We start from the raw sequence: 22,932 nt of genomic DNA on the forward strand, positions 1-22,932 counted from the left end.
AGACCGGGATCGTCCGATTAATTTGGTGCAGGCAACACGGCAGGATGCCGTCAGTTGCTGTCGGGGGAGCGTGCGTGTGACCAAGGAAAACTGGCAAGCAGACTCAGCGGAGGTAGAGGCGATCGTTGCTGGTCGTCACCCCAATCCGTTCGCGTTTCTGGGCTTGCAGCAGGTCAATGGCGATTGGGTGTTGCGGGCATTTATCCCGCACGCCGATATGATTGAGGCGTTCACACTGGACGGCGTCGATCTGGGACACATGATCCCGCGCCATGCCGGGGGCTTTTTTGAAGCCAAGGTGTCGCTCGATAAGCGGCAGCCCATTCGCTATCACGCCAAAAATGCTGGCGGGGAATGGGACGTCTATGACCCCTATTCCTTCGGGCCGGTGCTGGGGCCGATGGACGATTATTATATGGGCGAAGGCAGCCATTTGCGGCTGTTCGATAAGCTCGGCGCCCATGAAATGGAATTTGAAGGCATCCACGGCACCCATTTTGCGGTGTGGGCACCCAATGCGCAGCGCGTGAGCGTGGTGGGGCCGTTCAACGAGTGGGACGGTCGACGCAATCCGATGCGCAACCGGTTCGAGAACGGCATCTGGGAAGTCTTCATTCCGGTGCTCGGCACGGGCACGCTCTACAAATACGAGATCGTTGGCCGCGATGGCGTAATCCAGCCGCTCAAGGCTGATCCGTTTGCACGCCAATCAGAACTGCGGCCGCGCACGGCGTCGATTGTGCCCGATCCCACCGAGTTCACCTGGACTGATGCCAAGTATATCGAGGAACGCGCTACCAAGGATTGGCGGCGTACGCCGATGTCGATCTATGAGGTGCATCTGGGCAGCTGGCGGCGTCGGCCGGATGGCGGTTTCCTGACTTATGATCAGTTGGCCGAGCAGTTGGTGCCCTATGCGGCGGACATGGGGTACACCCATATCGAGCTACTGCCGATCACCGAGCATCCGTTTGACCCGAGCTGGGGCTATCAGCCGACCGGCATGTATTCGCCGACAGCGCGGCATGGCGATCCAGCGTCGTTTGCACGGTTTGTCGATGCGGCGCATGAGGCAGGGCTGGGCATCATTCTCGACTGGGTGCCGGCGCACTTCCCGACGGACGCGCATGGCCTCGCCAATTTCGACGGCACGGCGCTTTATGAGCATGCCGATCCACGGCAGGGCTATCACCCTGACTGGAACACGGCGATCTACAATTTCGGCCGCAAGGAAGTGGTCGGGTTCCTCGTCAACAACGCGCTCTATTGGCTGGAAAAGTTCCATATCGATGGACTGCGCGTCGATGCTGTCGCTTCCATGCTTTACCTCGATTATTCGCGGCAGCACGGCGAGTGGGTGCCCAACAAGTTTGGCGGCAACCAGAACCTTGAAGCTGTCGAGTTCCTCAAGCGCGTGAATTCGGAAGCGTATCGTCTGCATCCCGGCACGTTCATGATCGCCGAAGAATCCACGTCCTGGCCCGGCGTCAGTGCGCCGGTGCATACGGGCGGGCTGGGCTTCGGGTTCAAGTGGAACATGGGGTTCATGAACGACACGCTGCGCTACATGAGCCGCGAGGCCGTGCATCGCAAGTATCACCACAACGACATGACGTTCGGCACCGTCTATGCGTTTTCCGAGAACTTCGTGCTGCCGCTGAGCCACGACGAAGTGGTGCATGGCAAGGGCTCGCTGCTCGAGAAAATGCCGGGCGACGACTGGCAGAAATTTGCCAATCTGCGAGCGTATCTCGCGTTCATGTGGGGGCATCCGGGCAAGAAGCTGTTGTTCATGGGCCAGGAGTTTGCGCAGCGCGAGGAATGGGCCGAGAGCAAGTCGCTCGACTGGTATCTGCTCGATGCGGGCATGCATGAGGGCATGCGCCGGCTCGTGGCCGATCTCAATCTGGCCTATCGCCAACTGCCCGCCTTGCACGAACGCGATTGCGAACCGGACGGGTTTGAGTGGGTGATCGGCAATGATCACGCCAATTCGGTTTTTGCCTGGCTGCGCAAGGCGCCGGGGAGCGATCCGATCCTGGTCGTTTCCAATTTCACGCCGGTGCCACGCAGCGGCTACAAAATTCCCATGCCGATTGCCGGCAAGTGGGTGGAGCGCATCAACACCGATGCGGGTTGGTACTCCGGTTCCAACACAGGCAACCAGGGCGCCGTGGTGGCTCATGCTGTTGAGGGGCAGCATTGGGCAGCGGAGGCAGAGCTTTATCTGCCGCCGTTATCGACGCTGTTTTTGAAATACGAGCCGGAGTGAGCCGGCTCGATTGAGATACGTCCCGGACACCGGGCAGTAGTGGAGGGTTAGAGAATGGCAGACTACAGAGTACCATCGCCGCTGGCCCGCGAGGCCATGGCCTATGTGCTGGCAGGCGGACGTGGCACGCGCCTCATGGAGTTGACCGACCGACGCGCCAAGCCGGCCGTCTATTTCGGCGGCAAGTCCCGCATCATCGACTTCGCCTTGTCTAACGCGATCAATTCGGGCATTCGCCGTATTTCGGTGGCGACCCAGTATCAGGCGCACAGCCTGATCCGCCATCTGTCGCGCGGCTGGAATTTCCTCCGCCCGGAACGTAACGAAAGCTTTGACGTGCTGCCCGCCAGCCAGCGTGTGGCCGAGGACATGTGGTATGCCGGCACGGCAGACGCCGTGTACCAGAACATGGATATCATCGAAGATTACGGCGCGCGCTATATCGTCATTCTGGCGGGCGACCACATCTACAAGATGGACTACGAAATCATGCTGCGCCAGCATGTGGACACCGGGGCCGATGTGACCATCGGGTGCCTCGAAGTGCCACGTCAGGAGGCCTCGGCCTTTGGCGTGATGCATGTCGACGGGCGCGACCGCGTGGTTGATTTCATCGAAAAGCCAAAAGATCCGCCGGGCATGCCAGACAAGCCGGACATGGCTCTGGCATCGATGGGCATCTATGTGTTCGAGACGCGCTTCCTGATGGAACAGCTGCGCCGCGACGCCGCGACCGAAGGCTCCAGCCGCGACTTCGGCAAGGACATCATCCCCTATATCGTCAAGAACGGTACGGCCTGGGCGCATCGCTTCACACGCTCCTGCGTGCGCTCGAGCAAGGAAGATGTCAGCTACTGGCGCGACGTCGGCACTATCGATGCTTATTGGAAGGCGTCGATCGATCTGACCGACATCCAGCCACAGCTCGATCTTTATGATCGCGACTGGCCGATCTGGACCTATGCCGAGATCACGCCACCAGCCAAGTTCGTGCATGATTTTGACGGTCGCCGTGGTTCGGCGGTGAACTCGCTGGTGTCGGGCGACTGCATCGTTTCGGGCGGTCATCTGCAGCGAACGCTGTTGTCCACCGGCTCGCGTGTTCACTCCTATTCCGTACTCGACGAGGCGGTCGTGCTGCCTTATTGCGACATCGGGCGGAATGCGCGCCTCAAAAAGGTGGTGATCGACCGCGGGGTGAACATCCCCGAAGGGTTGGTGGTTGGCGAGGACCCAGAGTTCGATGCCAAGTGGTTCCGCCGCACAGATGACGGCGTGACGCTCATCACCCAGGCTATGATCAACAAATATCTGGCAGGCAGATGATCGAAGTTCTCTCGGTTGCATCCGAGGTTTATCCGCTAATCAAAACTGGGGGGCTCGCCGATGTGGCGGGCGCCCTTCCGGCCGCTTTGGGGCCACATGGCGTGACCATGCGCACGCTGGTGCCGGGCTATCCGTCCGTAATGAGCAAGCTCAGTAGTGGCCGCGTGGTCAAGGAACTGGACGACCTGTTCGGTACGCCCGCCAAGCTGATCGCGGCCCGGATCGATGGCCTCGACGTTATCGTCATTGAAGCGCCCGCGCTTTATGACCGTCCGGGTAGCCCCTATGTGAGCCCCGATGGCTGGGACTGGCCCGATAACTGGAAGCGCTTTGCTGCGCTGAGTTGGGTCGCGGCCGAGCTCGCCATGGGCATGGTCGAGGGGTACAACCCGCAGGTGGTGCATTGCCATGACTGGCAGTCGGGCCTCGCGCCGGCCTATCTCAAATTTGGACCGACCGACCACGTCAAGACGATCATGACGATCCACAATATTGCTTTCAAGGGCTTTTTCGGGCCGGAAATTTTCGGCCAGTTACGGCTGCCGCCGCATGCCTTTGGCGTCGGTGGCGTCGAGTTTTATGGCGGCATTTCCTACCTCAAGGCAGGCATGGAATGTGCTGACTATGTAACGACCGTCAGCCCCAACTATGCCGATGAAATCCGCACGCCGGAGTTCGGCATGGGCCTTGAAGGTCTGCTGAACGGGCGCGCCGATACGGTAGTGGGCATACTCAACGGCATCGACACCGACGCCTGGGATCCGAGCAAGGATCAGGCGCTGGCGCAGACCTATTCGGCCAACACAATCCATATGCGGCAGGTGAACAAGCAGGCGGTCGTCGACAAATTCGGGCTCGATGGCGCCGATGGTCCGCTGTTCTGCGTCATCAGCCGACTGACCGACCAGAAGGGCATGGACCTGTTGCTGCAGGCCGTCGACGGTCTGGTTGATCTGGGCGGACGCCTTGTCGTGCTGGGGTCTGGCGACGCCTATCTTGAAGATAGCTTCCGCCACCAGGGCGCGCGACATCCGGGCAAGGTCAGTATCATCAATGGCTATAATGAGGGGCTGTCGCACCTCATGCAGGGCGGTTGTGACGCGATCGTCATTCCGTCGCGCTTTGAGCCCTGCGGGTTAACCCAGCTTTATGGGCTGCGCTATGGCTGCGTGCCGGTGGTGAGCCGCATTGGCGGGCTGGCTGATACGGTGATCGACGCCAATCCTGCCGCGATCTCGGCTGAGGTGGCGACGGGCGTGGTGTTTGACCCGGGCAGTTCGCATGCGCTGTACGAAGCGCTGCGCCGGACGGTGCGGCTTTATCACGACGACAAGCTTTGGAAGAAAATCCAACGGCGCGGCATGAAATCGGATGTCTCGTGGGAGACCAGCGCCGCGCGCTATGCCGATCTCTATGCCTCCATTACCGGGCTGAAAACCAATGACTATCCAGACAATTAAGACCACTCCCTATGCCGACCAGAAGCCGGGCACCTCGGGCCTGCGCAAGCGGGTGACGGTCTATCAGCAGCCCAACTATGTCGAGAACTACATCCAGGCGATCTTTGACAGCCTTGAGGGCTTTGAAGGCAAGACGCTGGTGATCGGCGGGGACGGGCGCTACTACAATGACGTCGCCATCCAGAAGGCGATCCGCGTTGCCTCGGCCAATGGTTTTGGCCGGGTGCTGGTGGGGCAGAACGGCATTTTGTCGACGCCTGCGGCCAGCCATGTCATCCGCCACTACAAGGCGTTTGGTGGGCTCGTGCTGTCGGCGAGCCACAATCCGGGCGGCCCTGACGGCGACTTCGGTATCAAGTACAATATCGGCAATGGCGGACCGGCTCCGGAGAAGATCACCGATGCGGTGTTTGAGCGGAGCAAGGTGATCGACAGCTACAAGACGGTCGATGCGCCGGATGTCGCATTGGGCCAGATCGGCACGCAGAAGTCGGGTGACATGGTGGTCGAGGTGATCGATCCGGTGGCCGATTATGCTGCGCTGATGGAGAGGCTGTTCGACTTTCCGGCGATCAAGGCCATGTTTGCCAACGGCTTCCGCATGACCTTCGACGCCATGTCGGCGGTGACCGGGCCCTATGCCCATGCAATTCTTGAGGACACATTGGGCGCGCCCAAGGGCACGGTGATCAACGGCACGCCGTCGCCATCGTTCGATAACGGGCATCCCGATCCGAACCTGGTCTATTGCAAGGACATGTATGACCTGCTGATGACCCCGGACGGGCCGGACTTCGGTGCGGCGTCGGATGGTGACGGTGATCGTAACCTGATCATCGGCAAGCACCGGTTTGTGACGCCATCGGATTCGCTGGCGCTTTTGGCGGCCAATGCGCATCTGGCGCCCGGCTATAAGGACGGCATTGCGGGCATTGCGCGCTCGATGCCCACCAGCGCGGCGGCGGACCGGGTGGCTGAAAAGCTCGGCATTGAAATGCATGAAACGCCAACGGGCTGGAAGTTCTTCGGCAATCTGCTCGACGCCGGTCGCGTGACGATCTGCGGCGAAGAGAGCGCCGGTACGGGCTCCGACCACGTGCGCGAAAAGGACGGTTTGTGGGCTATTCTGCTGTGGCTCAACATTATTGCGGTGCGCAAGCAGGGCGTCGACGAAATCGTGCGCGAGCATTGGGCCACCTATGGGCGCAACTACTATACGCGGCACGACTATGAAGAGGTCGATGCGGCCATCGCCGGAAAGCTGGTGGATGACCTGCGCGCGCAGCTGCCATCGCTGCCCGGCAAGACCTTCGGCGAGGACCTGCAGGTCGCCTATGCCGATGACTTTACCTACCACGATCCCATCGATGGCTCGACCAGCGCCAAGCAGGGGATTCGCATTGGGTTTACCGATGGATCGAGAATAGTGTTACGACTGTCGGGAACCGGCACAGTCGGCGCCACGTTGCGGCTCTACCTGGAGAGCTATGAGGCAGCCGATGGACGACACGATCTCGACACCCAACTTGCTCTCGAGCCCCTCATCGAATTGGCCGAACAACTCGCCGGGATCAAGCAGCGCACAGGTCGCGGCGAACCCAGCGTCATCACCTGATATCGGAAGACATATGAAACCCATGCTGGTCCCCAATGGGGGCAGTATCGAAAACCTCGGCGCGACACTGACCGAGGACGGCGTCAATTTCGCGGTCTACTCGGAGAGCGCCACCAAGATCTGGGTGTCGATTTTCGACGAGCAGGATCACGAGACCGATCGTTTTGAACTCGACGTGCATCAGGACAATATCCGCGCCGGCCTGATTTCTGGGCTGGGCGGTGGCACGCGCTATGGTTTGCGCGCCGATGGTCCTTACGATCCGGATCAGGGCTATTTCTTTGATCCGATGAAGCTGCTGGTCGATCCGTATGCCAAGCGGCTGGATCGGGTTTTCGTGCGGTCGCCCCGGCTCCGGCTGGATCGGGCGGAGGCGGTCGATACCGCGCCGCTGATCCCCAAGGCCATTGTTGGCGATATGGGCAATGAGAACATCCTGCCGCGCAAAAAGGCGCCGGGACTGTTCTATGAAATGAACGTGCGTGGTTACACCATGCGCCATCCCAGCGTGCAGGGACCGCTGCGCGGCACGATTGCGGCGCTAACGACGCAGCGGGTGATCGATCATCTCAAATTTATCGGCGTCGATACGCTGCAGCTGATGCCTACGGCTGCCTGGATCGATGAGGGGCATTTGCCCGTGCTCGGGCTGACCAATGCCTGGGGCTATAATCCGGTGGCCTATTCGGCGATTGATCCGCGTCTGGCGCCGCGTGGGCCGCAGGAATTGCGGATCATGACTGATCTCTACCGCAAGAATGGTATCTCGGTGATCCTTGACGTGGTCTATAACCACACCGGCGAAAGTGATGCCAACGGCCCTATGCTGAGCATGATGGGGCTCGACGCCAAGACCTATTACCGGTTCGTCGAAGTCGACGGAAAGCAGCACCTCGTCAACGATACCGGTACTGGCAATACGCTGAAATGCGATCATCCGGCGGTGCAGCGACTGGTCATCGATAGCCTGCGTTACTGGGTCGAGGAGATGGGCGTTTCCGGTTTCCGCTTCGATCTGGCCACGGTGCTGGGACGTGATCCGGGGTTCGATCCCAATGCTGTCATGCTGCAAAAGATCAAGGCCGACCCAGTGCTGAGCCAGTGCATTCTGGTGGCAGAACCGTGGGATCCGGGTCCAGGCGGCTATGCTTTGGGCCAGTTTGGCAAGGAATTTAAAGAGCACAACGACACCTATCGCGACGAAGTGCGCGAGTTCTGGCGTGGCGAGGGCGGCAAGATCGGTGCGCTCGCCGGCAAGGTTGCGGGCTCTGCCGAGATTTTCGACCATGCGGGGCGCAAACCCAGCCACGGCGTCAACATGCTGGCGGTGCATGATGGTTTCACGCTGCGCGATCTGGTGAGCTACCAGAACAAGCATAACGAGGCCAATGGCGAGAACAACAATGACGGCCACAACCACAATGCGTCGTGGAACTGTGGCGTCGAAGGCGAAACCGACGATGAGGGTATCGTCGCGGCGCGCAAACGCGACGTCCGCGCCATGTTGGCAACGCTGTTCCTGTCACGCGGCGTGCCGCTATTGCAGCAGGGCGACGAAATGTTCCGCACGCAGCTGGGCAACAACAATGCCTATGCGCAGGACAATGAAATCACCTGGCTCGATTGGGAACATAGCGATGGCGACATGGTCGACTTCGTGGCCTCGATCAACAAGTTCCGCAAGGCCCACACGGCGCTGACGCATGACCATTTCCTGACGGGTCAGGACAAGAATGGCGTGCGCGATGTGGTGTGGCTGCATCCCGATGGGCGCGAGATGAACGAAGGCGATTGGGGCGACTCTGGCGCCTCGGTGCTCGGCATGCATCTGCGCAACAAGGACGATGAAGTGCTGGTCTGGTTCAACCGCCGCACGGAGCCTGTCGTAGCGCGGTTGCCGGACGGCGATTGGTCGGTCGGTACGCAGTCGGACAATCTGGCGACCGTTGCGGTATCTGATGGCACGGCGACGCTGACGCCACGCTCGGTGGTTGCGCTGGTGCGGAGCGGCACGGAAGCGGCGGGTTGAGGTTTTAGACCTCAACCATGCCAAGCCGCGCATAAAGGCGGCGCGCCGGTTGTTCTTCGGTCTCAACCTTGAGATCGACATGGGACGAACCGCGCGCCGCAAACAGACCAAAGACGTGCAGCATCAGCGCTGCCCCCAGGCCCTTGCCCCGAAACTGAGGGGCGACGGCGAGGTCTTTGATGAAATCCCCAGTCCAGCATTGAACGAAACCCGCAACCTGGCCGTCCTCGGTTATGGCCGGGACACAGAGGGCCGGATCGAACTCGGAGTCTGTCGTCAGATTGCCGTACCAGTCTTCGCGCGCCGCGACCAAGCCGGGGAAGGCAGCCTCCAGCACAGCATGGATCCGGCTTGGCTCGACGGCATCAAAGCGTTCGGGGGTGATCCCCGGTGGCCAGACGGGCGCGGGAATGGGCGTATCGAGACGCTTGCGCAGCCGCAGGTGAGGGCGGACCGTCGTGCTCACTCGGCCGCCTGCGTATCGACGAAACCGCCAGCGCGCTCGATATAGGCGATGATCTGGTCGAGGCTTTCGCGGCGCAGTAGGTCGGTGAAAATATAGGGCCGGCCTTGGCGCACTTTTTGCGTGTCGCTTTCCATCACTTCGAGGCTCGCACCCACATAGGGGGCGAGATCGGTGTGGGTGATGACCAGAAGGTCAGAGCGGGAAATCGCGGGGCCACCTTTGCGCGGAATCTTTTCGCCCTGCGCCACCGAGATCACGTAGATGGTGAGGTCCGCCAGGTCTGGCGAGAAGGTGGCCGCGAGGTTGTCGCCGCCGCTTTCGATCAGGATGATGTCGAGATCGGGGAATTTGCGGTTGAGGTCGTCGATAGCTGCCAGATTGAGCGAGGCGTCTTCGCGAATGGCGGTGTGGGGGCAGCCTCCGGTTTCGACGCCAACGATGCGGTCTTCGGAGATGGCCTGCACACGGGCGAGGATCAGGGCGTCTTCGCGGGTGTAAATGTCATTGGTGACGACGGCCATCGAGTAGCTGTCGCGCATCGCCTTGAGCAGCATTTCGCAGAGGGTCGTCTTGCCCGACCCAACGGGACCGCCGATGCCAATCCTGAGTGGTCCGTTTAGTGACTTCACAGCAACCTCATAATGGCGAGTGCGACAAAGCCTGCGCCGATGAACAGGCAGACGGGCGAGTATACACGGCGGTCATTGAGCCGGAAATTGGGCTCGGGCGTCTGCGCAGCCCACCATGGCGTATAGCCAACAATGCCGCGCGCCAGAAACACCAGGCCGAAGCCAAAGCCGATAATGGTCAGCAACTGCCCACCGCCATCATGATCGGCCAGCGCCAGTGCCAACACGCCGGCAGCAAGGGTGAAGGCCGCGATAGCGAATGAGGCGAGCTTTGGCGGCATGCGCTCGACGCCAGCAGTGCCAACGACGGTTTGCGCGAGCAGCCTTTCGCTGCGGATCGGCCAGGTGCGCCCGATGGACCACAGCAGATGTGCGGTGGCTACGGCCAGCAAGGCGATGAACATGAAAGCGGCAATCAGCATGCTCATGAGCGGAATATTCTCGTCGTCAGTGTTTCGTGGGTCATTTGGGCAATATCGGCGGCGTAGGCCACCGAGCCAATATCGTCCAGTGTGGCATGCTGGCACAGCGCGGCCATTTTCGCCACCACCGGTTCAAGGTCGGCCATGATCGCGAGGCCATCTGACTGGCCGATGGGGACAAGCCGCACGGCAACCGAGACCTGGCTGTGAATCGTGGCGGTCAAAAAAGCGAGCAGCGCGTCGGCGAGGTCGATCTGGTGCCCGGCGGCGATTGCACCGACCGCAATAGGGTAGGGGCAAGGCTGGGGCAGGTTGGCGAGCACTGGGGTGGGCCACGCTTTGGCGGCACTGGCAAAGGCTGCGCCGGTTATGGTGGTTTCGTCGTGACGTTCGCGCGCTGGTGTTAGAGCAAGGCAGAGGTCGGCGAGGTCGCGGAGTGCGGTCGGGTCGTTCGCGGCGCGGTGGGCGTGGGCGAAGAGGATCGCGTCTGTGCGGAGGCTCCCGTGTTCAAGGACGCCGCCGATCCAGTCCTGCGTCGTGGCGCGGTCATGGACGGTGCCGGCGACGATGGCTGTTTCGAGGCCCGCCGACCAGGCAAAGGCGCCGACCGGGAAGGCGGGCGATAGCCAGGTCAGGAGTTTTTGGAGTGTCGCGGGTTCGGTCATCGTGCGAGCAGGGCGTGTCCGCTATCGCCATGGCTGTGATAGGCACCATGCTCGGCAAAAAATGGTTCGGTGACATTGCTGACGGTGGCACCGAGACCTTCAAGCATGGTCTTGAGCACGTGGTCTCGCTTGATCAGGATGCGGCCGGCTTCTAGCTGCGCCGAGGTGTGGCGATTGCCGATGTGCCAGGCAAGGCGCACCAGATGGGCCGTGTCGCGGCCGCGCACGTCGTAGAGCAGCTCTTCCGCCGCGACGATCGCTGCGAAGCGTCCGTCTTCGAGTTCGAGAGCGCTGCCGGGTTCGAGCGTTATGGTCTGCGGGAAATCCACCATGACCTCATCGCCACCGGCGAGGCGCAACAGCTTGCGGCGCAGGCGGCGCTCGGAATGATCGAGAGTGATGGTGTCGTAAGGCTGGCCGCGGCCATGGTCAGGCGGAAAAAGGGCGACGCAACGCAGCATTAGGCCTCAGCAGTGTCTGTGGTCCGATCAGATGACCGTATAGAAAAACCGGCTGATCAAATAGGCCTGATAGCCGATATGCACGAAGACCGCGCCGATATGGATGCGCCTGTTGGTGCTGGATATGGCGAGGGCGCAAAGCAGCAGGCCGAACGGCACCTGAATGAAATAATCGAGCCCGAACTTGTCCCAGTAAGCGCCACCCTTGATGAGGGTGTCGATGGCGTCGAGCACGAAAGTCGCGGCAAACAGGCCGAAGAACCATTTGCGGCGCTTGATGAAGAAGTCCTCATAGCCATCGTATTCGCCCACATTGTCGGGCGACAGCATGGCAGCAATCAGGAACAGGGTGATCGCGTAGACGATCAGGAACAGCGTGATGCCAAAGCTCCACTGTTCCAGCCGGAACAGCGCGAATTCCCACCACCAGAACAGCACCAGCTCCACCAGGATAGAGAATATCCACAGCAGGTGCAGGACCGAAATCTTATAGCGATTGGGGTGCTGGATCATTCCGGCGACGGTCATCAGCAACCGGGTCATGCCCAGACCGATGATCATGCCCATAACGATGCGGACATGGGGGAAAAGTTCGGCCGGACCTAGTTCGTGCATTGATGGCTTTGGAACGCGTTGATGATCTTGCCCTAAGTAAGCACGGCAGCAGGGTTTTCTCCAAGCGTTCTGCTAGGAGAAAATCGTGAAATATCGGCCCATTAGAAAGAGTTGGTAAGCGAAGTGTGTGCCGACGATGGCCAGATGCACGCCTCGGTTGGAGCTGGTGAAGCCGATCAGGCAGACGATGAGGCCGGCCGGGGACTGCAGGATATAGCCCGGGCCCATCAATGCCAGATGGTCGGAGCCCTTCATTACCGTATCGATGACATCGAGCACTGCGACCACGGCGAAGAGGCCGAAGAACCACTTGCGACGCTTGAGAAAGAAATCCTCGTAGCCTTCGTAGTCCGAGACACTGTCGGGCGAGAGCACGGCGGCGAGCAGGAACAGGCAGATGGCGTAGGTTATCAGGAAGAAGGTGGTCGCAAACGTCCAGACCTGGAGGTGATAGAGGGCGAACTCCCACCACCAGAACAGGACCAGTTCGATCACAAGCGAGACGACCCACAGTAGATGCAGGACCGAAATCTTGGCGCGTGTCGGATGCTGAATGATGCCGGCAACGGTCATCAGCAATCTGGCCATACCGAGCCCGATGATGGTGCCGAGAAGGATCCTGACATGCGGGAAGATTTCGGCCGGGCTGATATGATCCATGGACGCTATGGAGTGTTGATAATCTCCGAGCAGGTAAGCACAGGTTCTGCGTCTTCGCCAAGCGTGGCGTCATAGAGGCCGGATTCTATTCCTGCATTCCACCAGATCCACTTGCCGGATGCATAGCGCGCGCCAGACGCTGAGATCACCGAGGCAAACAGCAGCGGCTCGGCTTCTTCGAGCACTGGAACGATGGCGAGGAAATTGGGCGCCGCATTGATATAGGTGACGACTAGCGGTGCTTCTGCGCCGCATTCGTAGCTCACAATGTGGCGTTCCAGATCGCCTGAGCCGATCTGAAGTTGCAGCGATGATTCCACGGCATTGGCGGCGATTGGCGTCAGCAGCATGGCGGCCATGGCTGTCGCGATCATGGGGTATTTCATCATTAGCTCCTCAGATTTGCGCGTGTGGCACACCCTAGTGGCAATAGTGGTGATCGTACGGCGGGTGTCCAGATCGGTCAGGCAAGGCTCAACAGATAGAGTTCGCCGGGTATCGGCAGGTTACGCTCCTGGCGGATGGCGATGGCCTGTTGCTGGACGATATGCAGGCCATGTTGCGATGAGATGTCGGCCACATAGGCGGGCGGGTGGCCGAAGCGGCCGGATGAGCGCAACGCTAGGTCGTGGCCTTCGGCGGTTTCGACCGTGAACGCGAAGAGACCATTTGGGGAGAGGCGGCTGGCGACGGCGGCAAAGCTCGCGTCGAGCGCACCGACATAGATGAAGACGTCGGCGGCGGTGATGAGATCGTAGGGGCCGGCAAGTTCGGGATCGGCGGCCAGAACGGTGGTGACGTCGCCGGTGCGCAAGTGGCGGTAGATATTGCGGTCGCGGGCTTTGCGGACCATTTGGTGGGAGATGTCGATGCCGTCCATTTCGGGCACCAGATCGTGTAGGGCGGCGCCGACAAGGCCTGTGCCGCAGCCCAGATCGAGCAGGTTGCGGATCGGGTTTGTGGCGGCAGACTGGATGACGATTTCGCGGATGGTTTCGGGCACGTGATATTCGAGCGTGCCGGTCAGGTGTTCGTCGAACTGGTCCGCATAGGTGTCGAAGAGTTCGGGCACGTAGCTGGTCGAGGTCGCGGTGTTTTCGCCGGAAAGGGCGGCGATCATGTGGGCGGAATATTTGTCGTAGGGCAGGATGGAAAGGGTCTTGCGGAAGCTTTTGAGCGCTTCGGCGCGATTGCCCATATCGAGTTGCGCCTGGGCCAGGCCGCGAAACGCGGTGCCGTCTTTTGGCCGAATGGCGAGGGCCTGTTTGTAGGCGGAGACAGCCTCGGCGGGTTGCTTTCCGGCGTTGAGCGCGTCGCCAAGCTCGAGCAGCAATTCCATTGAACGTGGACCATTGGCGAGCGCATGCGACAGGGCGCCGATGGCGATGGTGGGTGTGCCCGTCTGCATGGCCAGCGAGGCCATCAGGCGCAGGGCGCCGACGTGGTTGGGCTCGGCCTGGACGATTGCCGCAACGCCCTGGGCCGCCTGATCGATATTGCCGGACTGACGCAGCATGCGCAGTTCTGCGAGCGCCTTGTCGATCTGGAGCATGCGGATCGGATCGGTGTTGGCGCTCGGTTTGGGCATCGAAAACTCCTCGCCGCCACGTTAGTTGCGGCGAGGCTGCGTCGCAACCGTGCCGGCTAGAACAGGAAGTAGCGCTGCGCCATGGGCAGGACCGTGGCCGGCTCGCAGGTCAGCAATTCGCCATCAGCGCGCACTTCGTAGGTTTCGGGGTCCACAGATATGTCGGGGGTGGCCGAATTGTGGATCATTGAGGCTTTGCCGATGCCGCTGCGGGTGTTTTTCACCGGCAGCATGTGCTTGTCGACGCCGAGCTTGTCGCGCAGGCAGTCGTCATAGGCGGCTTGGGACACGAAGGTGACTGACGAGGAGGTCAGCAGTTTGCCGAAGCTGGCGAACATGGGCCGGTAGTGCATGGGTTGGGGCGTCGGGATCGAGGCGTTGGGGTCGCCCATGGGCGCGGCGGCGATTGAGCCGCCGAGCAGAACCATTTCCGGCTTCACGCCGAAAAAGGCCGGATGCCAAAGGACCAGATCGGCGCGCTTACCGACTTCGATGGAGCCGATGTGCTGGCTCATGCCGTGAGCGATGGCGGGGTTGATGGTGTATTTGGCGATGTAGCGTTTGACGCGGAAATTGTCGTTGTCGCCGGTTTCCTGCGCAAGCTTGCCGCGCTGCTTCTTCATTTTGTCGGCCGTCTGCCAGCAGCGGATCAGCACCTCGCCGACGCGGCCCATGGCCTGGCTGTCGGACGAGATGACCGAGAGTGCGCCCATATCGTGGAGGATGTCCTCGGCGGCGATGGTTTCCTTACGGATGCGCGATTCAGCGAAGGCCACGTCTTCGGGGATCGAGGGCGAGAGGTGGTGGCAGACCATAAGCATATCGAGATGCTCGGCGATGGTGTTGACCGTGTAGGGGCGTGTCGGATTGGTCGAAGATGGGATGACGTTTGGCAGGCCCGCGACGCGCAGGATGTCGGGAGCGTGACCACCGCCGGCGCCTTCGGTATGGAAGGCGTGGATGGTGCGGCCCTTGAAGGCGCCGATGGTGTCTTCGACAAAGCCGGATTCATTGAGCGTGTCGGTGTGGATCATCACCTGCACGTCGTATTCGTCGGCAACCGATAGACAGTTGTCGATAGCGGCGGGTGTGGTGCCCCAGTCTTCGTGCAGCTTTAGGCACGACGCTCCGGCGAGGATCATTTCGGCTAGCGGGGCCGGGCGGGAGGCATTGCCCTTGCCGGCGAGCGCCAGGTTCATCGGGAAAGCATCGAAGCTTTCGATCATGCGCTGAATGTGCCAGGCGCCGGTGCAGGTGGTGGCGAGCGTGCCATGGGCGGGGCCGGAGCCGCCGCCAAGCATGGTGGTGACGCCGCTCATCAGCGCTTCTTCGATCTGCTGAGGCGCGATGAAATGGATGTGGGCATCCATGGCACCGGCGGTCAGGATGCGCCCCTCGCCCGCGATGGCTTCCGTCGAGGGGCCGATGATGATGTTGACGCCCGACTGCGTATCGGGATTACCGGCTTTGCCAATGGCGACGATCTTGCCATCCTTGAGGCCAACGTCAGCCTTGTAGATGCCGGTGACGTCGACGATCAGCGCATTGGTGATGACGGTATCAACCGCGCCTTCGGCACGCGTGCGCTGGGATTGGCCCATGCCATCGCGGATCACCTTGCCCCCGCCGAACTTGACCTCCTCGCCATAGGTGGTGAAGTCCTTTTCCACCTCGATGAAGAGTTCCGTATCGGCCAGACGGACGCGGTCGCCGGTCGTGGGGCCATACATGTCGGCATAGGTGGCGCGGGAGATTTGGGCGGGCATGGACTCTCCGGTTAGTTTACCGACGCCGTCTGCTGTTTGACGTAGTTGCGGTAGTTGACGAGGGTTTCTTCGATGATCTGATCGAGCAGGATGGCGCCGCCCTGGATGACGTCAACCTGGTTGCCTGTGGTGGCGAGCGAGACGGCAAGCGCGCGCAGGGCATAGGCATGCTTGGCTTTGTCCTGCTGCTGCATGGCATTGCCTTCGGCATCCATGTCCTTGAGCAGGCGGGCGACGTCGACAGGCTGCAGCTTGGCCTTGAAGGCGGTCCAGGTCGGCGCGTCGGTCAATTCGCGCAGTCGATTGGCGCCGCCGCCGAGCAGGAACATAGCTTCGCCGTCATTGGCGCCAGTGGTGCGCAGATTTTCGATGATGCTAACGAGCTGAGAACGCAGCGCGCTCTGGTTTTCGGTGGTCATGGGGCTTGCTCCAGTTGAACTTGGCCGCGCTTGTACTGCGGTTTTGTGCAATCGGACAGGGCTAGTCGAGCGCTCCCATGATCTGTTGGCGGAAGCCATAAACCGTGCGGTCGCCGCCGAATGGGATGAGCCGAACTTCGCGGGTTTGGCCGGGCTCGAAGCGCACGGCGGTGCCGGCGGCGATATCGAGTCGCATGCCGCGCGTCTTGGCGCGATCAAAGCTGAGCCCGGCATTGGCTTCAAAGAAATGATAGTGCGAGCCAACCTGAATCGGTCGGTCGCCGGTGTTCGCAACTTCAAGCACCAGCTGCGGCGCGCCGACATTAAGCTCGATGGAGCCAGCCTTGGGGATGATTTCGCCGGGGATCATGGGCGCCTCACGCGACTTTGGGCATGCAGCCAGATGGCTTGAACACGCGCTGGGTGGACGGGGGATTGTTGGCCAGCTTGTTTGCTGGTCGGATCGGGCGCGGGGCGAAATGGCCGCTGCAATTGGGGCATTTGCCGCCAAGCACGCCAGTCGCGCAATCGGCGCAGAAGGTGCATTCAAAGCTGCAGATCATGGCGTCTGCCGCGTCGGGCGGCAGGTTTCTGTCGCAGCACTCGCAGGAGGGGCGCAGTTCGAGCATGGCGCTACCGGATCGGTTCGTGGACGGTGACGAGCTTGGTACCGTCGGGGAAGGTGGCTTCGACCTGCACGTCGTGGATCATCTCGGCGATGCCTTCCATGACCTGAGCGCGGGTGACGACATGGGCGCCGGCCTCCATCAGTTCGGCGACGGGGCGGCCATCGCGGGCGCCCTCGACGACGAAATCGCTGATCAGCGCGATGGCCTCGGGGTGATTGAGCTTTACGCCGCGCTCAAGGCGCTTGCGGGCAACGATAGCCGCCATTGAAATCAGCAGTTTGTCTTTTTCGCGCGGAGTGAGGTTCATGGACGGTCCTAGAGATGCCAGAGGCGCGGCAGTGATCCGGCGCCGGTCAGTTCGGTTAGAATTGGAACGATCAGGCGGCGTAACGCAAGCCCGGTGTCGGCCAGAGCCCGAATGACCAAACGTTCGCTATTGGCGCTTGCGGCGATGCGACCATCTTGCGGAAGCAAGACGCGCAGGCGGGCCAGTTGGGCGGCGCAGCTATCGGCATCGGGAGCAATGTGGAGAATGGTGGCGAAGGCGCGTTTTCCGGCGAGCAGGGAGAGGCAGTTTCGTTCGGCGGCCGTGCCGGTCAGTTGCGTGGCTTCGGCATGGATCAGGCTGCCGTTGCGGCGGATGCGCCAGTTGTCGCGCAGCCTGGCGTCAGACGCGATTTCGCCCATGGCGTCGCGGCCGAGCAGGATAGCTTCGATGGCGGTGAGGCTGGCGCCCTGTGCAAGATCGATCTCTATTCTTCGGTCCAGCTTGCTTGAGGCGAAGAGAATTGTCTCCTGCGGCAGCCAGTCGAGATGTGCGTTTTTGCCGACGCTGAGTTTGGTTTCGACACGGACAGTGTCGCCCAGTGAGCGATAGATGCGCTCGCAGGCCTGCGTAGTGAGAACCAGCCGACCGGCAGGCGCAAGGTCGGCGGACCATTGCATATGATCGCCACCGGTGAGGCCGCCAGCGGTATTGATCAGCACGGCCTCAAGGGCGGGAGAGTGGGTATTTGGCAGGCGGATTTTGGCGCAACCGTCCTGATAGAGCGTCGACAGCCGCGTCGCGCCATCGCGCTGCTGGGTCACGATGCCGCCAATGCCGCGAGCGCGCTGCATGCCCGCTTCAACTGTGTTCTTCAAATTTTCAAGCTGATCGGCCGCAACGAAATTCATATTGGTGCGTTTTCTTGACGAGCAAGCGCTCTTTTTAAAGAGATTTTTAAAAGGCTAGAAAAATGAATATGAAATCCATTGCTTCTGCTATTGCCCTTACTGCTGCCATGACTTTCTCTGGCGCCGCTTTTGCCCAGACAACTTTCAACGGCGTTGAACTGTCTGCAGATGAACTGCCAAAGGTGCAGGAACGCTGCGATCAGCTGAACACCGCTGCGTCGACTGCTTCGGTGACGGAGAATTCCAGCTCGACAGACACGACTGCAGGCGGCGCTGATGTGGCCGTGGAAAATGCTCCGGCAGTCAATGAAATTGCCCAGGCGACCTCGACAGTCGACCTCGACACTGTGACGATCGAGCAGTGCAAGGCTGCCGGCCTGATCAGCTAATCGGTTCATACCGATACTCCTAAAAACGCTCAGCTTCGGCTGGGCGTTTCGCGTTTTAGACCATGAGATGGCGGCGGACTTCAGGCAGATCGAGATCACTTGCCGGGCCCGCGTGCTGAATTTCACCGCGATCCATGACGTAGATATCGTCGGCGATTTCGCGGCAAAAATCGAGGAACTGTTCGACCAGCAGAATGGTCATGCCCTTCTCGTCGCGCAGGAACTGCAGCGCGCGCCCGATATCCTTGATGATGGACGGCTGGATGCCTTCGGTGGGTTCATCGAGCACCAGGACCTTGGGTCGGGTGACCAGCGCACGGCCGATGGCCAATTGCTGTTGCTGGCCACCCGAGAGGTCACCGCCGCGCCGACCGAGCATCGACTTCAGCACGGGGAATAGCTCGAAAATGTAGGTAGGTATGTTCTTGTCGGCGCGCGCGAGCCCGGCATATCCGGTTTCGAGGTTTTCTTTGACCGTCAGCAGTGGGAAGATTTCGCGACCCTGCGGCACGTAGCCGATACCCATGCGGGCGCGCTTGTAGGGCGGCGATTTCTTGAGTGTATCTTCGCCGAAGGTGATGTCACCAGCAGAGATGTTATGGACGCCGGTGATGGCGCGAAGGGTCGAGGATTTGCCGACGCCATTGCGGCCGAGCACGGCGGTGATGCGGCCGGGTTGGCAAGTGATCGAGACAGATTTGAGTGCCTGCGCTGCGCCATAGTGCAGGTCAATGGCGTTGATGGTGAGGGCGGTGCTCATCGACCGAGATACCTTTCGATGACAACGGGATTGGCGCTGACCTGGTCGAGACTGCCTTCGGCGAGCACTGACCCTTCGGCTAGGCAGGTAACGCGGGAGCCCAGTTCGCGGACGAAGCTCATGTCGTGTTCGACGACGACGACCGAGCGGGTACGCGCGATTTCTCGCAGCAGCTTGGCGGTTTCGACGGTTTCGGCGTCGGTCATGCCGGCGACGGGTTCGTCGACGAGGAGAAGTTTTGGGTCCTGCGCCAGCAGCATGCCGATTTCGAGCCATTGCTTTTGGCCGTGGCTGAGATTGGCGGCGTAGTCGTCCTTGCGGCCGAGCAGGCGGACGGTTTCCAAAATCTCGCTGATACGGGCTATGTCCTCGTCGCTGGCGGTGTAAAACAGGGTGGCGAAGACGCCGCGCGGTTTTTTCAGCGCCATTTCGATATTGTCCCAGACGGTGTGGCTCTCGAACACGGTGGGCTTCTGAAATTTGCGGCCGATGCCGAGATTAGCAATGGCGGCTTCGTCGAGCTTGGTGAGGTCGGTGCGGCCATCGAACAGGACCTGGCCGTCATCGGGCCGGGTTTTGCCGGTAATGATATCCATCATCGTGGTCTTGCCGGCGCCGTTGGGACCAATGATGGCCAGCATTTCAGCGGGATGGACGATGATCGACAGGTTGTTGATGGCCTTGAAGCCGTCGAATGAAACCGAAACGCCGTCGAGATAGAGCATGGTGCCGTTCTTTTCGGTCATGGCTTACTCCGCCGGCTTGGGTTGAGGGTCGGCGCCGGCTTCGATCTGGGCAGGGGATGCCTCGTCGCGGTCATGCTGTTCGCGCTTGGTGGTGGCGGCGCGGTATTGGCCGATAAGGCCGACGATGCCCTTGGGCAGGAATAGCGTGGTAAAAACGAAGAGCGCGCCAAGGGCGAAGAGCCAATATTCTGGGAAGGCTCCGGTGAAGTAGGACTTTCCGACATTGACCAGGATGCCGCCGATGATGGGGCCGACGATGGTGCCGCGGCCGCCGACGGCAGTCCAGATGACGACCTCGATGGAGTTGGCGGGATCGAACTCGGATGGATTAATGATGCCGACCTGTGGCACGTAGAGCGCGCCTGCGATCCCGGCGATGACGGCAGAGACCACGAAGGCAAAAAGCTTCACATATTCAACGCGATAGCCGAGGAACCGCGTGCGGCTTTCGGCGTCGCGCACGGCGACCATGACCTTTCCAAGTTTGGAATTGACGACCATCGAGCAGGCGAGCACGGCCAGCGCCAAGGCGACTGCTGAGGCAGCGAACAGCGCTGCGCGGGTGGTCGTGGCCGAGATGGGCTGGCCCAGGATATCCTTGAAGTCGGTCAGGCCGTTATTGCCGCCAAAGCCCATGTCGTTGCGGAAGAAAGCGAGCAACAGGGCGTAGGTCATGGCCTGGGTGATGATGGAGAGATAGACGCCGGTAACGCGGCTACGGAAGGCGAGGAAGCCGAAGACGAAGGCCAGAAGCGCAGGGACGACCATGACCATCAGCATGGCAAACCAGAAATTGTCCATGCCGAGCCAATACCAGGGCAGTTCCTTCCAGTTCAGGAATACCATGAAATCGGGTAGGGTCGGATTGGCATAGACGCCCCGCGTACCGATCTGGCGCATGAGGTACATGCCCATGGCATAGCCGCCGATGGCGAAAAACGCGCCATGGCCGAGCGAGAGAATGCCGCAATAGCCCCAGACCAGATCAAGCGCTAAAGCGAGCATGGCATAGGTGAGGTATTTGCCGAACAGCGGCACGACATAGTTTGGCAGACGCAGTGGGTGTCCGTTTGGCAGCAGCAGGTTTGAGGCCGGCACGGCGATAGCGACCAGCAGCAGAATGGCGACGAGCCAGATGGCTTTCTTGTCGAGGGCGCGGAGTAGAGCTTGGGTGATCATGCTTCGATCGAGCGTCCCTTGAGCGCGAAGAGGCCGCGGGGACGGCGCTGGATGAAGAGGATGATGAGGACGAGGATAATTATCTTGCCGAGCACGGCGCCGGCATAGGGTTCGATGAACTTGTTGGCGATGCCCAGCGTCAGGGCGCCGACCAGCGTGCCCCACAGATTGCCGACGCCGCCAAAGACCACGACCATGAAGCTATCGATAATGTAGCCTTGGCCCAGATTGGGGGAGACGTTGCCGATCTGGCTGAGCGCCACACCGGCGAGACCGGCAATGCCCGAGCCGAGGCCGAAGGTCATGGCGTCAACCAGCGGGGTGCGGATGCCCATCGAGGAAGCCATGCGGCGGTTTTGGGTAACGGCCCGCATATGCAGGCCGATGGCGGTATATTTGAGCGCGCAAAGCAGAGCGAAGAACACCATCAGCGCGAAGATGACGATGTAGAAGCGGTTCCAGGTGATGGCGAGGCCGCCTAGTTCGAACGATCCGGACATCCAGCTTGGATTGCCCACTTCGCGGATATTGGCGGTAAAGATGCGCTGCACGCCTTGCTGGATGATGAGCGAGAGGCCCCAGGTGGCGAGCAGAGTTTCGAGCGGGCGGCCATAGAGGAAGCGGATGATGCCGCGTTCGATGGCAATGCCGATAAGGCCGGTGACGAGGAAGGCCAGCGGCAGGGCAATGGCGAGAGACCAGTCGAACAGGCCGGGGAAATTCTGGCGAATGACTTCCTGCACCACGAAGGTGGTGTAGGCGCCCAGCATCACCATTTCGCCATGCGCCATGTTGATGACGCCCATGACGCCAAAGGTTATGGCAAGGCCAATGGCTGCGAGCAGCAGGACCGAGCCAAGCGAAATGCCGAACCAGACGTTTTGCGCCACGTCCCACACGGCCCGGTCGCGGGCGAGGCCGGTGATGGCGGATTGAATGGCCGGCTGCAGTTCGGCGGGCGCTGTGGCGAGGGCGGTGGTCAGCGTGTTGAGCGCGTCGCGGCCACCGATGGCCTGAACCACTGGGACGGCGGCGGTTTTGTCTTCAAGCGATGCGTCGGGTGATTTGAGCAGGATGACGGCCCGAGCCTGTTCCATGACGCGCTTGATATTGGCGTCAGGTTCCTCGGCAATGGCGCTGTCGAGCAGTTCGAGATTGGCTGGATCGGCGTCGCGCAGGACCGACTGGGCGGCGGAGAGGCGCGTGCGGGGATCGTCGCTGAGCAGGGTCATCTGGCCGATAGCAGTGCGGAGGACGCGGCGCAGGCCGTTATTGACCTTTACCTTGTCCAGACCGTCTTCGGTCAAAGCTGGGAGCTCGGCGCCGGTGATCGGATCCGAGATAGCACCCTTGCCGCTCGGGGCCGCGGTGAAGACGACTTTGCCGGAGGTTTTGTCGAAGTAGAGTTCGCCGTTGAGCAGGACTTCGAGGATTGGCACCACGCGCGGGTCTTCGGTGGTGACGAGTGCGGCGATGGCGGTTTCGCGGTCTTTGAAATTGCCGGGAGCGAGGGCGTCGACGAGCGGGGTGAGTTCAACGTCAGGGAGCTGGGCATAGGCGGGGGGCGCGATGCTGCAAACAAGGACAAGGAAGAGTGCAATGCGCTGAAGAAACCGTTTTGCGTTCATCGTTGGCCTCGACGTTGGACGGGTAGATGACG

General features: G+C 61.0%; 25 protein-coding genes. 6 read left to right on the plus strand and 19 right to left on the minus strand.

The window, feature by feature from the left end:
• The first annotated feature begins 70 nt into the window (after positions 1 to 70).
• From glgB to glgX, 5 genes are read left to right on the plus strand one after another with little or no spacing between them, the layout of a single operon-like run.
• Complete coding sequence (glgB, locus tag ABIE28_RS03715) at positions 71 to 2,272, plus strand: 1,4-alpha-glucan branching protein GlgB (RefSeq protein ID WP_502913356.1); 2,202 nt, start codon at positions 71 to 73, stop codon at positions 2,270 to 2,272.
• A 54-nt stretch (positions 2,273 to 2,326) separates the two neighbouring features.
• Complete coding sequence (gene glgC / locus ABIE28_RS03720) at positions 2,327 to 3,598, plus strand: glucose-1-phosphate adenylyltransferase (RefSeq protein WP_354060249.1); 1,272 nt, start codon at positions 2,327 to 2,329, stop codon at positions 3,596 to 3,598.
• Positions 3,598 to 5,058, plus strand: coding sequence for a glycogen synthase GlgA (gene glgA, locus ABIE28_RS03725; protein ID WP_354066394.1), 1,461 nt, complete (start codon positions 3,598 to 3,600; stop codon positions 5,056 to 5,058). The genes glgC and glgA overlap by 1 nt, the downstream gene beginning before the upstream one ends.
• Positions 5,039 to 6,673 carry an alpha-D-glucose phosphate-specific phosphoglucomutase gene (locus ABIE28_RS03730; protein WP_354060251.1) on the plus strand — a complete coding sequence of 545 codons (1,635 nt, stop codon included), beginning with the start codon at positions 5,039 to 5,041 and terminating at the stop codon, positions 6,671 to 6,673. The genes glgA and ABIE28_RS03730 overlap by 20 nt, the downstream gene beginning before the upstream one ends.
• A gap of 13 nt (positions 6,674 to 6,686) precedes the next feature.
• Positions 6,687 to 8,702, plus strand: a complete 2,016-nt coding sequence (glgX, locus tag ABIE28_RS03735) for a glycogen debranching protein GlgX (RefSeq protein WP_354060253.1) — start codon at positions 6,687 to 6,689, stop codon at positions 8,700 to 8,702.
• Positions 8,703 to 8,706: 4 nt separating this feature from the next.
• Here glgX and ABIE28_RS03740 read toward each other — a convergent pair whose 3' ends face one another.
• The 15 genes from ABIE28_RS03740 to ABIE28_RS03810 form a co-directional block, all read right to left on the minus strand.
• Positions 8,707 to 9,168 carry a GNAT family N-acetyltransferase gene (locus ABIE28_RS03740; protein ID WP_354060255.1) on the minus strand — a complete coding sequence of 154 codons (462 nt, stop codon included), beginning with the start codon at positions 9,166 to 9,168 and terminating at the stop codon, positions 8,707 to 8,709.
• Positions 9,165 to 9,797, minus strand: a complete 633-nt coding sequence (ureG, locus tag ABIE28_RS03745) for an urease accessory protein UreG (RefSeq protein ID WP_354060257.1) — start codon at positions 9,795 to 9,797, stop codon at positions 9,165 to 9,167. Before ureG ends, ABIE28_RS03740 begins: the two co-directional genes overlap by 4 nt.
• Positions 9,794 to 10,225 carry a DUF3995 domain-containing protein gene (locus tag ABIE28_RS03750; RefSeq protein ID WP_354060260.1) on the minus strand — a complete coding sequence of 144 codons (432 nt, stop codon included), beginning with the start codon at positions 10,223 to 10,225 and terminating at the stop codon, positions 9,794 to 9,796. Before ABIE28_RS03750 ends, ureG begins: the two co-directional genes overlap by 4 nt.
• Positions 10,222 to 10,884 carry an urease accessory protein UreF gene (locus ABIE28_RS03755; RefSeq protein ID WP_354060262.1) on the minus strand — a complete coding sequence of 221 codons (663 nt, stop codon included), beginning with the start codon at positions 10,882 to 10,884 and terminating at the stop codon, positions 10,222 to 10,224. Before ABIE28_RS03755 ends, ABIE28_RS03750 begins: the two co-directional genes overlap by 4 nt.
• Complete coding sequence (locus ABIE28_RS03760) at positions 10,881 to 11,345, minus strand: urease accessory protein UreE (RefSeq protein ID WP_354060263.1); 465 nt, start codon at positions 11,343 to 11,345, stop codon at positions 10,881 to 10,883. The genes ABIE28_RS03755 and ABIE28_RS03760 overlap by 4 nt, the downstream gene beginning before the upstream one ends.
• A 27-nt stretch (positions 11,346 to 11,372) precedes the next feature.
• Positions 11,373 to 11,960 carry a hypothetical protein gene (locus tag ABIE28_RS03765; protein WP_354060265.1) on the minus strand — a complete coding sequence of 196 codons (588 nt, stop codon included), beginning with the start codon at positions 11,958 to 11,960 and terminating at the stop codon, positions 11,373 to 11,375.
• A gap of 72 nt (positions 11,961 to 12,032) precedes the next feature.
• Complete coding sequence (locus ABIE28_RS03770) at positions 12,033 to 12,620, minus strand: hypothetical protein (RefSeq protein WP_354060267.1); 588 nt, start codon at positions 12,618 to 12,620, stop codon at positions 12,033 to 12,035.
• Positions 12,621 to 12,625: 5 nt separating this feature from the next.
• Entirely contained in the window at positions 12,626 to 13,006 is a 381-nt protein-coding gene (locus ABIE28_RS03775) for an MliC family protein (RefSeq protein ID WP_354060269.1), read from the minus strand.
• 77 nt (positions 13,007 to 13,083) lie between these two features.
• Entirely contained in the window at positions 13,084 to 14,208 is a 1,125-nt protein-coding gene (locus ABIE28_RS03780; RefSeq protein ID WP_354060270.1) for a methyltransferase, read from the minus strand.
• 56 nt (positions 14,209 to 14,264) lie between these two features.
• A complete protein-coding gene (gene ureC / locus ABIE28_RS03785; protein WP_354060272.1) occupies positions 14,265 to 15,974 on the minus strand; it encodes an urease subunit alpha in 1,710 nt (569 codons plus the stop codon).
• An 11-nt stretch (positions 15,975 to 15,985) separates the two neighbouring features.
• Complete coding sequence (locus ABIE28_RS03790) at positions 15,986 to 16,393, minus strand: hypothetical protein (protein ID WP_354060274.1); 408 nt, start codon at positions 16,391 to 16,393, stop codon at positions 15,986 to 15,988.
• A 61-nt stretch (positions 16,394 to 16,454) separates the two neighbouring features.
• On the minus strand, positions 16,455 to 16,763 hold the full coding sequence (locus ABIE28_RS03795) for an urease subunit beta (protein ID WP_354060276.1): 309 nt from the start codon (positions 16,761 to 16,763) through the stop codon (positions 16,455 to 16,457).
• Between the two features lie 7 nt (positions 16,764 to 16,770).
• The gene (locus ABIE28_RS03800; RefSeq protein ID WP_354060278.1) at positions 16,771 to 17,022 is read right to left on the minus strand and encodes a DUF1272 domain-containing protein; all 252 of its coding nucleotides are present in this window, start codon (positions 17,020 to 17,022) and stop codon (positions 16,771 to 16,773) included.
• 4 nt (positions 17,023 to 17,026) lie between these two features.
• Positions 17,027 to 17,329, minus strand: coding sequence for an urease subunit gamma (locus ABIE28_RS03805; protein WP_354060280.1), 303 nt, complete (start codon positions 17,327 to 17,329; stop codon positions 17,027 to 17,029).
• Positions 17,330 to 17,337: 8 nt separating this feature from the next.
• Positions 17,338 to 18,198, minus strand: coding sequence for an urease accessory protein UreD (locus ABIE28_RS03810; RefSeq protein WP_354060282.1), 861 nt, complete (start codon positions 18,196 to 18,198; stop codon positions 17,338 to 17,340).
• Between the two features lie 68 nt (positions 18,199 to 18,266).
• Between ABIE28_RS03810 and ABIE28_RS03815 the strand changes: the two genes are divergently transcribed.
• Positions 18,267 to 18,587, plus strand: a complete 321-nt coding sequence (locus ABIE28_RS03815; RefSeq protein WP_354060284.1) for a hypothetical protein — start codon at positions 18,267 to 18,269, stop codon at positions 18,585 to 18,587.
• Positions 18,588 to 18,642: 55 nt separating this feature from the next.
• On the opposite strand, the gene urtE is transcribed toward ABIE28_RS03815, so the two are convergent.
• The 4 genes from urtE to urtB are packed head-to-tail and all read right to left on the minus strand — an operon-like array spanning position 18,643 to position 22,900.
• Positions 18,643 to 19,347, minus strand: a complete 705-nt coding sequence (gene urtE / locus ABIE28_RS03820; protein ID WP_354060286.1) for an urea ABC transporter ATP-binding subunit UrtE — start codon at positions 19,345 to 19,347, stop codon at positions 18,643 to 18,645.
• A complete protein-coding gene (gene urtD, locus ABIE28_RS03825; protein ID WP_354060288.1) occupies positions 19,344 to 20,093 on the minus strand; it encodes an urea ABC transporter ATP-binding protein UrtD in 750 nt (249 codons plus the stop codon). Before urtD ends, urtE begins: the two co-directional genes overlap by 4 nt.
• 3 nt (positions 20,094 to 20,096) lie before the next feature.
• A complete protein-coding gene (urtC, locus tag ABIE28_RS03830) occupies positions 20,097 to 21,272 on the minus strand; it encodes an urea ABC transporter permease subunit UrtC (protein WP_354060290.1) in 1,176 nt (391 codons plus the stop codon).
• Positions 21,269 to 22,900 (minus strand): urea ABC transporter permease subunit UrtB, encoded by a 1,632-nt coding sequence (urtB, locus tag ABIE28_RS03835; protein ID WP_354060292.1) that lies wholly within the window; start codon positions 22,898 to 22,900, stop codon positions 21,269 to 21,271. The genes urtC and urtB overlap by 4 nt, the downstream gene beginning before the upstream one ends.
• Positions 22,901 to 22,932: the final 32 nt, after the last annotated feature.

Source organism: Devosia sp. 2618, assembly GCF_040546815.1.
Classification (GTDB): Bacteria; Pseudomonadota; Alphaproteobacteria; order Rhizobiales; family Devosiaceae; genus Devosia.